The sequence below is a fragment of the Salipiger sp. H15 genome (assembly GCF_040409955.1).
In the GTDB taxonomy this organism is placed as follows: Bacteria; Pseudomonadota; Alphaproteobacteria; order Rhodobacterales; family Rhodobacteraceae; genus Salipiger.
In genome coordinates this window covers 146,094-160,326 of sequence record NZ_CP123389.1, presented here as the reverse complement: position 1 = coordinate 160,326, position 14,233 = coordinate 146,094, and the positions used below count along the sequence as shown (strand labels likewise).

13 protein-coding genes are annotated in these 14,233 nt (G+C 69.2%); 4 read left to right on the top strand and 9 right to left on the bottom strand.

Going from position 1 to position 14,233, the window contains the following annotated elements; genetic code table 11:
- Positions 1-25 precede the first annotated feature (25 nt).
- From PVT71_RS28100 to paaN, 7 genes are all read right to left on the bottom strand, one after another.
- Positions 26-1,966, bottom strand: a complete 1,941-nt coding sequence (locus PVT71_RS28100) for a 3-hydroxyacyl-CoA dehydrogenase NAD-binding domain-containing protein (RefSeq protein ID WP_353476651.1) — start codon at positions 1,964-1,966, stop codon at positions 26-28.
- A gap of 3 nt (positions 1,967-1,969) precedes the next feature.
- Entirely contained in the window at positions 1,970-2,671 is a 702-nt protein-coding gene (locus PVT71_RS28095; RefSeq protein ID WP_353476650.1) for an ABC transporter ATP-binding protein, read from the bottom strand.
- Positions 2,658-3,443, bottom strand: coding sequence for an ABC transporter ATP-binding protein (locus PVT71_RS28090; RefSeq protein WP_353476649.1), 786 nt, complete (start codon positions 3,441-3,443; stop codon positions 2,658-2,660). Before PVT71_RS28090 ends, PVT71_RS28095 begins: the two co-directional genes overlap by 14 nt.
- The gene (locus tag PVT71_RS28085; protein WP_353476648.1) at positions 3,440-4,396 is read right to left on the bottom strand and encodes a branched-chain amino acid ABC transporter permease; all 957 of its coding nucleotides are present in this window, start codon (positions 4,394-4,396) and stop codon (positions 3,440-3,442) included. The genes PVT71_RS28090 and PVT71_RS28085 overlap by 4 nt, the downstream gene beginning before the upstream one ends.
- Positions 4,396-5,268, bottom strand: a complete 873-nt coding sequence (locus PVT71_RS28080) for a branched-chain amino acid ABC transporter permease (protein ID WP_353476647.1) — start codon at positions 5,266-5,268, stop codon at positions 4,396-4,398. The genes PVT71_RS28085 and PVT71_RS28080 overlap by 1 nt, the downstream gene beginning before the upstream one ends.
- 67 nt (positions 5,269-5,335) lie before the next feature.
- Complete coding sequence (locus tag PVT71_RS28075; protein WP_353476646.1) at positions 5,336-6,481, bottom strand: ABC transporter substrate-binding protein; 1,146 nt, start codon at positions 6,479-6,481, stop codon at positions 5,336-5,338.
- Between the two features lie 53 nt (positions 6,482-6,534).
- Positions 6,535-8,181, bottom strand: a complete 1,647-nt coding sequence (paaN, locus tag PVT71_RS28070; RefSeq protein ID WP_353476645.1) for a phenylacetic acid degradation protein PaaN — start codon at positions 8,179-8,181, stop codon at positions 6,535-6,537.
- Positions 8,182-8,277: 96 nt separating this feature from the next.
- On the opposite strand from paaN, the gene paaG reads away from it, so the two are divergent.
- The 4 genes from paaG (at position 8,278) to PVT71_RS28050 (ending at position 11,553) form a co-directional block, all read left to right on the top strand.
- Positions 8,278-9,072: a 2-(1,2-epoxy-1,2-dihydrophenyl)acetyl-CoA isomerase PaaG gene (gene paaG / locus PVT71_RS28065; protein WP_353476644.1), complete on the top strand. Its 795-nt coding sequence runs from the start codon at positions 8,278-8,280 to the stop codon at positions 9,070-9,072.
- Between the two features lie 3 nt (positions 9,073-9,075).
- A complete protein-coding gene (gene paaI, locus PVT71_RS28060) occupies positions 9,076-9,534 on the top strand; it encodes a hydroxyphenylacetyl-CoA thioesterase PaaI (RefSeq protein ID WP_353476643.1) in 459 nt (152 codons plus the stop codon).
- A 20-nt stretch (positions 9,535-9,554) separates the two neighbouring features.
- Positions 9,555-10,862, top strand: a complete 1,308-nt coding sequence (gene paaK / locus PVT71_RS28055) for a phenylacetate--CoA ligase PaaK (RefSeq protein ID WP_353476642.1) — start codon at positions 9,555-9,557, stop codon at positions 10,860-10,862.
- A gap of 91 nt (positions 10,863-10,953) precedes the next feature.
- Positions 10,954-11,553, top strand: a complete 600-nt coding sequence (locus PVT71_RS28050) for a TetR/AcrR family transcriptional regulator (protein WP_353476641.1) — start codon at positions 10,954-10,956, stop codon at positions 11,551-11,553.
- Here PVT71_RS28050 and PVT71_RS28045 read toward each other — a convergent pair.
- Both PVT71_RS28045 and paaZ read right to left on the bottom strand, forming a co-directional pair.
- On the bottom strand, positions 11,537-12,154 hold the full coding sequence (locus PVT71_RS28045) for a transferase hexapeptide repeat family protein (protein WP_353476640.1): 618 nt from the start codon (positions 12,152-12,154) through the stop codon (positions 11,537-11,539). The two genes, PVT71_RS28050 and PVT71_RS28045, sit on opposite strands and share 17 nt — an antisense overlap.
- Positions 12,155-12,156: 2 nt before the next feature.
- Positions 12,157-14,226, bottom strand: a complete 2,070-nt coding sequence (paaZ, locus tag PVT71_RS28040) for a phenylacetic acid degradation bifunctional protein PaaZ (RefSeq protein ID WP_353476639.1) — start codon at positions 14,224-14,226, stop codon at positions 12,157-12,159.
- Positions 14,227-14,233: the final 7 nt, after the last annotated feature.

The window sequence follows — 14,233 nt, the reverse complement described above, 5'->3', positions numbered from 1 at the left end:
CCCCGCGCTCTGTCTGGGCGGCGCGTTACGCCCTGTCGGTCCGGGCCGCGAACATCGGCCCGCCCTTCCAGCGCGGGAAGCCGTAGCCGTGGACTTCCACGAGGTCGATGTCCTCGGGGCGCTGCGCGATGCCTTCCTCGAGGATCGCCGCGCCCTCGGCGGCCATGGCGGCGACCAGATGCGCCGCGATCTCGGGGCGGGACAGGTCCCGCGAGCCGGAAATCCGCGCGGCCAGCAGCTCGGCCACCTGCGGCGCGGGCTTCGCGGTCCGGTCGCCCTCGGCGTAGTCGTACCAGCCGCCACCGGTCTTCTGGCCCTTGCGTCCGGCCCGCACGAGGATGTCGCCCAGCGTCTCGGGCACGTCCTGCCCCGCCGCCCGCGCGCCCTCGCGCTGCAGGAAGGCGATGTCGAGCCCGCCCAGATCCTGCGCCTCGAACGGGCCCATGCGGAAGCCGTAGCCGCGCATCGCGGCATCCACCTCGGCGATGGCCAAGCCTTGCGTCACCAGCGCCTCGGCCTCGGCGCGGTAGCGCTTGAGGATGCGGTTGCCGATGAAGCCCTCGCAGATGCCCGCCTGCACGGGGATCTTGTTGAGCGCGCGGCCAAGCGCGAAGCCGGTGGCCAGAACCTCGGGCGCGGTGTCGGGCGTCGGCACGATCTCGAGCAGCTTCATGATGTGGGCCGGGCTGAAGAAGTGCAGCCCGATGAAGCGCCCGGGATTCGGCAGCCCTTCGGCGATGGCCCGCGGATCGAGGTAGGAGGTGTTGGTCGCCAGCACCGCGTCGGGGCGGCAGACCCGACCCAGCTCGGCGAAGACCGCGCGCTTGACGCCGATCTCCTCGAAGACGGCCTCGATGACGAGGTCGGCCTGCGCCAGGTCGGCATAATCGGTGCTGCCGCGGACCCCGGCCATGCGCTGCGCCCGGCCGTCTTCGGACAGCGTGCCGCGCTGGACCGACGACTGGAAGATCCTGTCCACGTTCGCAAGGCCCCGCGCCACCGCCTCGGCGTCGCGCTCGATGAGGATGATCTCCATCCCCGCCTCGCGGCAGGCGCCGGCGATGCCCGCGCCCATGGTTCCGCCGCCGATGACGCCGACGGTCCCGAAGGGCAGCGGCGCCACGTCCTTGAGCGCGGCCGGTTTCGGCGCCGCGCGCTCGGCAAAGAAGACGTGGCGCAGCGCGGCGGCCTCGTCGGAGCCGCGCAGGTCAAGGAAGGTCCCGCGCTCCACCGCCATCGCCTCGGCAAAGCCGTGCTCGGTGGCGAAGCGAAGGCTGTCGAGCGCGCGCAGCGGCGCGCTGTGCCCGGCCTTCGCGGCGGTCTTGCGGGCCACCTGCCAGAACTCCTCGGGCATCGGCGCCAGCGGGCGCTGCGACACCGGCAGCGGCAGATCGGTCGCCAGCGCGGCGCGGGCGAAACCCACCGCCTCGCTCTCGAGATCGCCGCTCACCACGGCATCGACCAGCCCGGCCTTCAGCGCCTTCGCGGCGGCCACCGGCTTGCCGCCGGTCACCAGCTCCACCGCCGCCTCGATGCCGGCAAGGCGCGGCGTGCGCACCGTGCCCGAGGCGCCGGGGATGACGCCGAGCGTGACCTCGGGAAGGCCGACCTTGGCGCTCTCGACCGCGACGCGGAACCGGCAACCCATGGCGATCTCGAAGCCGCCGCCAAGCGCCGCGCCGTGGATCGCCGCGACCCAGGGCTTTTCCGCCGCCTCGATGCGGTCCACCACGTCGGGCAGGTGCGGCTCGACCGGCGGCTTGCCGAACTCGCGCACGTCGGCCCCGGCAAGAAAGGTCCGGCCGGCGCAGATCAGTACCACGGCCTTCACCTCGGGGTCGGCGTCGAGCTGGCCGACCATCTCGAAGAGCCCCTTGCGCACGGCTTCGGAAATCGCGTTCACCGGCGGATTGTCGAGGGTGACGACGGCGATCTCGCCGTCGCGGCGGACAGTCAGGAGTGTCATGGTTCAGAGTCCCAGGTAGGCTTCACGAATGCGCGGATCGGCGATGAGCTCCGGGGCCGGGCCGGTCATGGTGATCCGCCCCGTCTCCATCACGTAGCCCCGGTCCGCGATCTTGAGCGCGCCATAGGCGTTCTGCTCGACGAGCAGCACCGTGACGTCGCGCTCCTTGAGCGATTTCACCACCTCGAAGATCTGCGCCACCAAGAGCGGCGCCAGACCCATCGAGGGCTCATCCAGCAAAAGGCAATGCGGCCGGCCCATCAGCGCACGGGCGATGGCCAGCATCTGCTGCTGCCCGCCCGAGAGCCCGCCCGCCGCGAGGTTGCGCTTTTCCTTCAGGATCGGGAACATGGCGAAGGCATCCGCCATGTCGCGCTCGACCCGCTCGTCGGTGTAGAGGAAGGCGCCGAGGCGCAGGTTCTCCTCGACCGAGAGGTTGGTGAAGATCTGCCGCCCCTCGGGCGATTGCGCCAGCCCGCGCTTCAGGCGCTTGTGGGCGGGCACGGCGGCAAAGCTCTCGCCGCGGAAGACGATGCTGCCGTCGCTCACCGGCTGTATGCCCGACAGGCACTTCAGCAGCGTGGTCTTGCCCGCGCCGTTGGCGCCCACCACGGTCACGATCTCGCCCGAGCTGACCTCGAGGTCGAGCCCGTGCAGCACCTCGATGCGCCCGTAGCGCGAGCGCAGCCCCTCAACCGTCAGCATGGGCAGGCTCCTCCTCTTCGGTGCCGAGATAGGCGGCGATCACCGCCGGGTCGCGCGCGACGGTGGCCGGATCGCCCTCGGCGATCTTCTCGCCATGGTCCAGCACGACGATGTGGTTCGAGATCCGCATCACCAGCTTCATGTCGTGCTCGACCAGCAGGATGGCAATGCCCGAGGCCGCAAGCTCGGCGATCAGGTGGTCGATCTCCTCGGTCTCGACCGCGTTGCAGCCCGCCGCCGGCTCGTCCAGCAGCAGGATCTTCGGGCGAAGCGCCAGCGCCCGGGCGATCTCGAGCCGCTTCAGCGCGCCGTAGCTGAGGTTGCCCGCAACCTGCTCGGCGGCCTTGTCGAGCCGCACCCGCTCCAGCAGCTTGCGCGCGCCCTCTCGCGCCTCGGCGGCGCGGCGGCGCATCCCCGGCAGCGACAGCAGGTCGGCCCAGACCGAGCCGCGCTCGGACAGGTGATAGCCCGCCAGCACGTTGTCGAGCACCGTCATCTCCTGGAAGATCTGCAGGTTCTGGAAGGTGCGCGACAGGCCCATCTCGGCCAGCCGGTTGGGGGCGACCCCGGTCACCTCGGTGCCATTGAGCGAAACCGAGCCGCGACCGGGCTGGTAGACGCCCGAGATCATGTTGAAGAGCGTGGTCTTGCCCGCGCCGTTCGGCCCGATGACCGAGACGATCTCGCCCGGCGAGACCCTGAAGCTCACGTCGTTGACCGCCTTCAGCCCGCCGAAGCTGATGCCGAGGCCCTGTACGTCCAGAAGGCTCATTCGTCCCTCCCCTTCAGGCGCCGCGCGATCGAGGGCAGGAGCCCCTGCGGCAGGAAGATCATCACCAGCACCATGACGAGGCCCAGCACCAGCTGCTCGTACTCGGCAAACACCGTCAGCACCTGCGGCAGCAGCGTCAGGATCGCCGCCCCGAAGGTTGCGCCCAGCACCGAGCCGACACCGCCGAGCACCGCCATGGTGACCATCTCGACCGAGTGCATGAAGCCCGCCACGTCCGGCGTGATGAAGCCGTTCTGCAGCGCCAGCAGCGAGCCCGCGACCGAGGCGTAGACCGCCGAGATCACGAAGGCGCGCAGCTTCTGGCGCGGCACGTCGACGCCGACCGTGGCTGCCGCCACTTCGGAGCCGTGCAGCGCCCGCATGGCGCGGCCCGAAGGGCTGTCGAAGAGGTTGAGCGCGAGCCACGCGCCGACCAGCAGCACGATGCCGCAGAGCATGTACCAGAACTCGCCGCCCGAGAGCTTCCAGCCCATGTCGCGCAGCAGGTCACGCAGCCCGAGGTCGGCGACGTTCATGCCGTCCGGCCCCCCGGTCAGCGCGCGCTCGTTGGTCAGCACCATCGACACGAGGATGCCGAAGCCGAGCGTCGCCACGGCAAGGTAGTAGCCCTTGAGCCGCAGGATCGGCTTGCCGATCAGCGCCGCCATGACGCCCGAGATCACTGCGCCGAGGAGCACCGCCAGCGCCGGGTGCAGCCCGAGGTGCTCGGGGGCCAGCGCGCAGGCGTAGGCGCCGATCCCGGCAAAGCCCGCGTGGCCGAGGCTGATCTGCCCGGCGTAGCCGATCAGGATCACCAGCCCCACCACCGAGAGCGCGTTGACGAAGATCAGCGCGCCGACGCGGTAGTAGTAGCCCGAGGGGAAGAACAGCGGCAGCAGCGCGATGAGCAGCGCCAGCACGCCGAGCGAAATCCACTTGTTGCGGCCGGTCATCACACGCGCTCCGTCGATTTGCGGCCGAAGAGACCCTGCGGCATCACGAAGAGCACGGCGAGGATGACGATGAAGGCCACCGCTTCCTTGTATTGCGAGCTGAGATAGCCCGCGGTCAGCGCCTCGAAGCAGCCAAGCAGCAGCCCGCCGACCAGCGCGCCCTTGGGGTTGCCCATACCGCCCAGCATGGCGGCGGCAAAGCCCTTGAGCGCGAGCGCGACGCCGACGTCATAGCCGACCAGCGTGATCGGGGTGACCAGCACACCCGCGAAGGCACCGATGGCGGCCGAGAGGCCGAAGGAGAGGGTCATCACCCAGCCGGTGTTGATCCCGACCAGCTGCGCCGCAACGCGGTTGTTGGCAGTCGCCAGCACGGCCTTGCCGGTCAGCGTGCGGGTGAAGAAGATCCAGAGCCCGACGAAGACCGCCAGCGCGCCGCCGATCACCCAGAGGCTCTGCGGCAGGATCGTCGCGCCGAGCACCCGGATCGGCTCGTCTCCCGAGAAGGAGGGGAAGCGGTGCAGCTGCTTGTCGAAGACCAGCTGCGCCGCGCCGCGGATCAGGATCGAGGCGCCGATGGTGATGATGATGAGCGACACCACGGGCGCGCCGCGCGCCGGCTCGATGGCCAGCTTGTTCAGCGCCACGCCGATGGCCGAGGTCACGAGGATGGCGACCACGGCGGCGAGCGGCAGCGGCAGCCCGGCCTCGAAGGTGAAGACGGTGATCATCCCGCCCAGCATGACGAATTCGCCCTGGGCGAAGTTCACCACGTCCGAGGCGTTGTAGATGATCGTGAATCCCAGCGCCACGAGCGCGTAGACGGCGCCCACGGTCAGACCGGAGAACAGGAATTGCAGCAGGGCGTCCATCGGGGCTCCCAAGGCTTTGGCGGATGGGGGGTGCGGCTCCGGGCGCGGGGCCCGGAGCCGGAGCGGATTACTCGACGGGCAGCCAGTCGCCGTCCTTGATCTGAAGCATCCGGAAGGCGCTGAGATCGAGGCCGAGGTGATCCTCGGGCGAGAAGCTGTAGGTGCCGGTGGTTCCGACGAAGCCGCTGGTGGCTTCCAGCGCGTCGCGGATCGCCTCCGGGTCCTCGGCATCGCCCGAGCGGGCAATCGCATCGACGATCAGCGCGAAGGCGTCATGCGCGTAGCCGCCGAAGGTCGACACGTCCTGGTCGTACTTGGCCTTGTACGCCTCGGTGTAGGCGGTCACGACCTTGTACTGGGGATCGTCCTCGGCCAGCTTGTCGGCGATCAGCAGCGCGGTGCCCGGCAGGCGCACGCCCTCGGCGGCCTCTGCCCCCGCGAGCTCGATGAACGCGTCCGAGGCAACCCCGTGGCTCTGGTAGAGCGGGATCTCGAAGCCCAGCTGCGCGACGTTGCGGGTGACGATGGCCGGGCCCTGGCCGAAGCCCGGGTTCAGCACCGCCTGCACGCCCTCGGTGTTGCGGATGCGGGTCAGCTGCGGGGTCATGTCCGCGTCCTGCGGGCCGTAGGTCTCGTCGGCGAGGATCTCGATGCCGTGGTTGCCCGCGACCTCCTTGCACTGCGCCTGCATCGAGGCGCCGAAGCCGTCGGTGCCCGAGATCATGCCGATCTTGCTGATCCCCTGCGCCTGCATGTCGGTGAAGATCTTCTCGCAGGCCATGCGGTCGGTGTGCGGCGTCTTGAAGACGTTGGCGCGGACCGGGTCGACGATCGAGATCGCGCCGGCGAGCGAGATGAAGGGAATGCCCTCGTCCTCGGCGACCGACAGGATCGACATGGTGGTGCCGGTGGTCGAGCCGCCGAGGATCGCGACGACCTCGTCATCCTCGACGAGGCGGGTGGCGAAGGTGCGCGCCTTGTTGGGATCGCCGCCGTCGTCGTAGAGCGTCAGGGCGATCTCCTCGCCGTTGATGCCGCCCGCCTCGTTCAGCTGCTCGACCAGCATCTCGATGGTCTTCGCCTCGGGGTCGCCGAGGAAGGCCGCGGGGCCGGTGGCGGAAACGCTCACGCCAAGGCGGATCTCGGCCTGCGCGGCGCCGCTGAGGGCGCCGAGCGCGGCCAGGGTGGCAAGCGCGGTGGTGGTCTTGGACATCATGGTAACTCCTCCCAGATTGGTGTCCGTCGATGTTCGTGTGCCGGGTCCGCTCAGGCCGCCTTGGGCCAGCGGATCATCACGCGCCGGAAGCGGGGCGCGACGAAGGCGGCATCGGTCAGGCTGGCATTGCCCGCCGGGTTCGCCCCGGTGACGTGGAAGTCGGAGAAGGCCGCCGACTGGTTCACGTAGATGTTGCCGGTGAGGTTCACCGAAAGGTTCACCCCCGCCTGAGCAAAGGCCTTCGCGGCCCGGGCGATGAGCGCGTCGTCGGTCGCGTAGAGCGCCGCGGTGATCGCGCCCTTGCTGCGGGCGATGCCGGCGGCGCGGGCAATGGCTTCCTCGGCGTCCTCGCAGGGCACGAGGAAGGACACCGGCCCGAAGCACTCGTCGTCCTGCGGGCCCTCGGCATCCTCGACCGCCACCATGAGCGGCGTGGCGCTGCGGCCGTGGCCGGTCTCGGCGCTGTCGCGGATCACCCGGCCCGCGCCGCGCGCGGTCTCGATGCGGTCCAGCGTCGCGGGGTTCACGATGGTGCCGCAGACCCCGGCCGCACGGGCCGGATCCGAAAGCAGCGCGTCGATCGCGCCCTTCAGCCCCTCGGCCACCGCGTCGAAGCTCTTGTGCCCCGCGTCGGTCTCGATCCCGCCGCGCGGGATGTAGAGGTTCTGCGGCGAGGTGCACATCTGCCCCGAGTAGAGCGACAGCGAGAAGGCGAGGTTGGCGCACATCCCATCGAAATCATCGGTGCCGGTGATCGTGACCGAGTTGACCCCGGCCTCCTCGGTGAAGACCTGCGCGCGGCTGTGCGCGCGAATCCAGTCGGCGAAGGCGGTCGAGCCGGTGTAGTCGATCAGCGCCACCTTCTCATGCGTCACGAGATCCTTGGTGATCTCGGCCCCCGGCGCGTCGGCGGCAAGCAGCACCGCGTCGCGCGGCAGCCCGGCCTCGGCGAAGACCTCGCGCAGCACGCGCACGGTCAGCGCCAGCGGCAGGATCGCGCGCGGGTGCGGCTTGACGATCACCGGGTTGCCGGTGGCGAGGCTGGCGAAGATCCCCGGGTAGCCGTTCCACGTCGGGAAGGTGTTGCAGCCCACGGTCAGCGCGACGCCGCGCGGCACCAGTTCCCAGTGCTTCTCGATGATCAGCGGCGCGTGCTTGCCCTGCGGCTTTTCCCAGACCGCGTCGCGGGCGCTGCGGGTCAGCTCGGCATAGGCTGCCGCCAGAGCTTCCAAACCACGGTCCTGCGCGTGCGGCCCGCCCGCCTGGAAGGCCATGGCAAAGGCCTGGCCGGTGGTGTGCATGGTGGCGTGGCCGAGCAGGAAGCTCATCCGGTTGAGCCGCACCAGCGCCTCGAGCAGCGCCCCTGCCCGCACCTCGACCGAGGCCTCGGCCAGCGCCGGCGCGGCAGCCTCGGCGGCGGCGACCAGCACCTCGGGAGCGGCGGCGGGATAGGTGATGCCAAGCTCGGGGCCCCAGGGCGAGACCTCGGCGCCGACGCGGAATTCCTCGGGGTGGCCGGGCAGGTCGAAACCGGCGCCAAGCAGCGCCTCGTAGGACGATTCGCCCTCTTCCTTCGCGGTCTCGCCATAGATCTTCCCGCTCGGGACCTCGGGGAACGGGGTCCAGAATTCGCGCGTCTCCAATGCCTTGAGGGCACTTTCCAGAAGAGGCTGATGGCGGGTGAACAGGTCTGTCATGGCTCCTCCCAAAGCTTGGTCTGTATCATTGACCGTCCGGTCGGTTTATGCAACAGTAAATGTCACAGGCCCCTGGAGGGGGGCTCGGAGGATCACATGACGACATCGCAAACCGTGCTGGCGGAGCTCGACTCGGGCGTCCTGAAGCTGACGCTCAACCGCCCGGAAAAGCTGAACTCCTTCAACGAGGAGATGCATCTCGAGCTGCGCGCACAAATCCAGCGTGCACACGACGACGCCGCGATTCGCGCCGTCCTGCTGACCGGCGCCGGACGCGGCTTCTGCGCCGGGCAGGATCTCGGCGACCGCGATCCGCGCAAGGGCGGGCTGAAGCCGGACCTCGGCCACACGATCGAGACCTTCTACAACCCCACCCTCCGCATGATCCGCGCGCTCGAAAAGCCGGTGATCTGCGCCGTCAACGGCGTGGCGGCGGGCGCCGGGGCCAACATCGCCTTTGCCTGCGACATCGTGCTCGCGGCGAAATCGGCGAAGTTCATCCAGGCCTTCTCGAAGATCGGCCTCATTCCCGACGCGGGCGGCAGCTGGTCGCTGACCCGCATCCTCGGCGAGCCGCGCGCCAAGGCGCTGACCATGACCGCCGAGCCGCTGCTGGCCGAGACCGCCGCCGACTGGGGGCTGATCTGGAAGGCACTCGACGACGAGGCGCTGATCCCCGAGGCCGAGGCGCTGGCCGCAAGGCTCGCCGCCGGTCCGACGCTGGGGCTGGGCCTCACCAAGCGCCTCATCCACGAGGCCGCGACGAATGATCTCGACACGCATCTCGACCGCGAGCGAGACTGTCAGCGCGAGGCGGGTCGGTCCGACGACTACGCCGAGGGCGTGACCGCCTTCCTCGAGAAGCGTCCCGCCAGCTTCCGGGGGAAGTGAGCCATGAAGGACAGCCAGACCATGACCGCCCAGGATCTCGCCGCGGCCTGCGCCAAGGAAATGTGGAACGCCGACAGCGCCTCGCAGCGTCTCGGCATGGTGCTCAAGCACATCGCCCCGGGCCATGCGACGCTCGAGATGGTCTTGAGCGACCAGATGACCAACGGCCACGGCAATGCCCACGGCGGCTACCTCTTCACGCTCGCCGACAGCGCCTTTGCCTTCGCCTGCAACACCTACAACGAGATGACCGTCGCGCAGCACTGCTCGGTCACCTACATCACCCCGGGCGCGCTCGGGGACAGGCTGACGGCCACCGCGCGCGAGGTTTCGCGCAAGGGCCGCTCCGGCATCTATGACGTGACGGTGACCCGGGAGGACGGGACCGTCATCGCAGAATTCCGCGGCCATTCGCGGACGCTCAACCGCCCCCTGCTGCCCGAAACCCGCGCAGAGGACTGACCATGAAGGGAGGAGTACCCATGACCGACATGACCCCCATGAAGGAGATCCTCGATCCGATCGAGATCGCCAGCCGCGACGAGATTTCCGCGCTTCAGGAAAAGCGCATGGCCTGGTCTCTGCGCCACGCCTACGAGAACTCTCCCTTCTACCGCAAGCGCTTCGACGAGAACGGCGCGCACCCGGACGACTTCAAGACGCTCGCCGATCTCGCCAAGTTCCCCTTCACCATGAAGCAGGACCTGCGCGACACCTATCCCTTCGGCATGTTCGCCGTCCCGCGTGAGCAGCTGGTGCGCATCCACGGCTCGTCCGGCACCACCGGCAAGCCCACCGTGGTCGGCTACACCCAGAAGGACATCGACACCTGGGCCGACTGCATGGCGCGCTCGATCCGCGCCTCGGGCGGCCGCAAGGGCGACATCTGCCACGTCGCCTACGGCTACGGCCTGTTCACCGGCGGCCTTGGCGCCCACTACGGTGCCGAGCGTCTCGGCTGCACCGTGGTGCCGATCTCCGGCGGCATGACCGAGCGCCAGGTCACCCTGATGCAGGACTTCCGTCCGCAGATCATCATGGTCACCCCCTCCTACATGCTCTCGATCCTCGACGAGTTCCGCCGCCAGGGCCTCGACCCGCGCCAGAGCTCGCTGAAGGTCGGCATCTTCGGCGCCGAGCCCTGGACCAACGCCATGCGCGAGGAGATCGAGCAGGCCTTCGACATGCACGCGGTCGACATCTATGGCCTGTCCGAGATCATGGGCCCCGGCGTCGCCAACGAATGCGTCGAGACCAAGGACGGGCTGCACGTCTGGGAAGACCACTTCTACCCCGAGATCATCGACCCGGCGACGGGCGAGGTGCTGCCCGACGGCCAGATGGGCGAGCTGGTGTTCACCACGCTCACCAAGGAAGGCCTGCCGATGGTGCGCTACCGCACCCGCGACCTCACCCGCATCCTGCCCGGCACCGCGCGCTCGATGCGCCGGATCGAGAAGATCACCGGCCGCAGCGATGACATGATCATCCTGCGCGGCGTCAACGTCTTCCCGACCCAGATCGAGGAGCAGATCCTGAAATGCGAGGGCCTCGCCCCGCACTTCCAGATCGAGCTCTCGCGCAAGGACCGCATGGACATGATGACCGTGCACGTGGAATGCACCCCGAACCGCTGCGATGCGGACGCCCGCGCCGCCTCGGCCAAGGAACTGTCGCATCACATCAAGTCGGTGGTGGGCGTCTCGACCAAGATCGAGGTGCACGATCCCCAGAGCGTTGCCCGTTCCGAAGGCAAGGCGAAGCGCGTCGTCGACAACCGTCCGAAGTAACCCGCTCGCAGGGTAGCAAAAATCCCGTCCGGCGGCTAAGGACTGGCACGCAGCCATTCCGTCCGCCGGACCAAGAGGAGCATTCGCGCACATGGCAAGAACGCGCGCCAGCGACTTCGAGGAGAAGCAGCACCAGCTGCTCCTGACCGCCGCCAACGTCTTCGCGACGCAGGGCATGGAAAAGGCGTCCATGTCCCAGATCGCCTCCGAGGCCGGGGTGTCGAAGTCGCTGCTCTACCACTACTACCCGTCGAAGGACGCGCTGATCTTCGCGATCATCGAGACGCACCTCGACGAGCTCGACGCCGCGCTGGTCGAGGCGGACGATCCCGCCCTGCCCCCGCGCGCGCGGCTCGAGCACCTGGTGATGACCGTGCTCGACGCCTACAAGGGCGCCGACGACCAGCACAAGGTCCAGCTCAACGCCGGCCCCGCGCTGTCGGACGAGCAGAAGGCCGCGATCACCAAGATCGAGCGGCGCATCGTCAAGCACTTCTCGGCGGTGCTGAACGAGATCCACCCGCAGCTCGACACGCCGGACCGGCCGCTGCTGATGCCGGTCACCATGTCGCTCTTCGGCATGATGAACTGGGTCTACATGTGGTTCCGCGACGGCGGCAAGATCAGCCGCGAGGACTATGCCCGCGTCGCGACGACCCTGATCCTCGAGGGGGTCAAGGCCGTCCGCTGAGCGCCGCCCGCTCGACCACCAGAGGATCGTACTCGGGCGCCGTCACGCGGCGGCGCCCCTCCTCCACCTCGGTCAGGGGCTGCGCCGGGGCGAGCTTGGTCTTGGCATCCACCGCAAGCTGCCGGTAGACATCCGTCCCGCGCGACTTCCAGTCGATCTCCTGCGCGGTCAGCTCGCGCAGCACCTTGGCGGGCGATCCCACCGCCATGACATTGGCCGGGATCTCGGTCCCCGCCCGGACGAAGGCCATGGCGCCGAGGATGCTGTTCTCGCCGATCCGCGCCTCGTCCATCACCACAGCGTTCATCCCGATCAGCGCATTGCGCCCGATGTGGCAGCCGTGCAGCACCGCGCCGTGCCCGACATGGCCGCGCTCCTCGACCACCACGTCCTTGCCGGGGAAGGCATGGGCGACGCAGGTCTCCTGCACGTTCGAGCCCGGGTGCAGCGTGATCCGCCCGAAGTCGCCGCGCAGGACGGCGCCGGGGCCGACATAGCAGCCGGCCCCCACGATCACGTCTCCGATCAGCACGGCCTCGGGATGGACGAAGGCCGACGGCGCGACCACCGGCACCACCCCGTCCCAGGACCAGATCGCCATGCTCAGACCTCCTGCGGCAGCGGCCAGCTCTTGGCCACCATGGTCAGCACGTCATACTCGGCCACCACCTCGTCCTTCTGGTTGGTGACGCGGCAGTCCCAGCGGACCTCACCGTAGACCGTGCCCTCGCGCGGGTTGATCTGCTTGCAGGTGAGCCGCACCTGCAGGCTGTCGCCGAAGTAGACCGGCGTCAGGAAGCGCAGGTTGTCGACGCCGTAGTTGGCCAGCACCGGGCCCGGATCGGGCTGCACGAAGAGACCCGCCGCGAACGAGGCGATGAGGTACCCATGCGCCACCCGGTCGTCGAAGAACGGGTTGGCCTTGGCGGCGGCGCTGTCCATGTGGGCGTAGAAGGTATCGCCGGTGAAATGCGCGAAGTGCTCCACGTCCTCCTCGGTGATGACCCGGCGCTCGGTGACCAGCTGGTCGCCGATGGCAAGCTCGGCCAGCGACTTGCGGAACGGGTGCGTGCCCTGCTCCGCCGGCGCGCCCGAGACCCACTCGCCGGTCACGGCCGACAGCAGGCGCGGCGTGCCCTGCACGGCGGTGCGCATCATGAAATGCTTCACCCCGCGCATGCCGCCCATCTCCTCGCCGCCGCCCGCGCGGCCCGGCCCGCCGTGCACCAGCGGCGCCAGCGGCGCGCCGTGGCCGGTCGAGCTCTTGGCGCTGTCCCGGTTGCCCAGCATCACCCGCCCGTGGAAGGGCGCAACACCGAGAACCAGCGTCGAGGCGACCTCGGCATCGTTGGTGAAGACCGACGAAACCAGCGAGCCCTTGCCCTTCATCGCCAGCTCGATCGCCTGATCCAGACCCTCGTAGCCCATCACCGTCGCGACCGGGCCAAAGGCCTCGATGTCATGCGGCGCGGTGGCACTCATCGGGTCGGCGCAGCGCAGCAGCACCGGGTTCATGAAGGCGCCCGCCTCGGCATCGCCCGAGACCAGCGCGACCTTCGCCGGATCGCCGAAGACGATCTCCGCCTCGCGGGCGATCTCGGCGATCTTCTCGCGCACGCCGTCACGGTCGCCGAGCGAGGCCAGCGCGCTCATCCGTGCGTTGGCGTCGTCCGGCAGCCCCAGCGGCGTCTGCGCCAGCCGGGCCGAAAGCGCCTCGATCACCGCCTGCTCCTGCGCCTTCGGCACGATGACGCGGCGGATCGCGGTGCATTTCTGCCCCGACTTCGCGGTCATCTCGCGGTGCACTTCCTTGACGAAAAGCTCGAACTCGGCCGTGCCCGGCACGGCATCCGGGCCGAGGATCGCGGCGTTGAGGCTGTCGGCCTCCATGGTGAAGCGCACCGAGTTGGCGACGATCGCCGGGTGCGACTTCAGCTTGCGCCCGGTCGTGGCCGAGCCGGTGAAGGTGACGACGTCCTGCCCGGTCACGTGGTCCAGCAGGTCACCCACACCGCCGCAGACGATCTGCAGCGCGCCGTCCGGCAGGATGCCCATCTCGAGGATCCGGCGCACCACCAGTTCGGTCAGATACGCGGTCGCCGAGGCCGGCTTCACGAGGCAGGGCATGCCGGCGATCAGCGCCGGGGCGATCTTTTCCAGCATCCCCCAGACCGGGAAGTTGAAGGCGTTGATGTGGATCGCGACGCCGTGCATCGGCACGAGGATGTGCTGACCGACGAAAGTCCCGTCGCGCGACAGGCCCTCGACCGCGCCTTCGGGGACCACCTTGGCATTGGGCAGCTCGCGCCGCGCCTTCGAGGCGAAGGTGAGCATGGTCCCGATGCCGCCATCGATGTCCGGCCAGGCATCCTTGGCCGTGGCGCCGGTGGCAAGGCTCTCGGCGTAGAACTCGTCCTTCATCTCCATCAGCTTGGTGCCGATGGCCTTCAGCATCAGCGCGCGCTCGTGGATGGTGTGCTGCCGCAGCCCGCGGCCGCCGGTCTCGCGGCCCCAAGCCAGCGCCCCGGCGAAATCGAGCCCGTCCGAGCCGATATAGGCATGGACCGCTCCGGTCGCGGCGTTGGCGAGCGGCTTGCCCTCACCCTCGCCAGCGCGCCAGGCGCCCTGCACGTAGCTCTCGAGGCGGCGCGCGGTGCGTCCCGTATCCAGCATTTGCTCG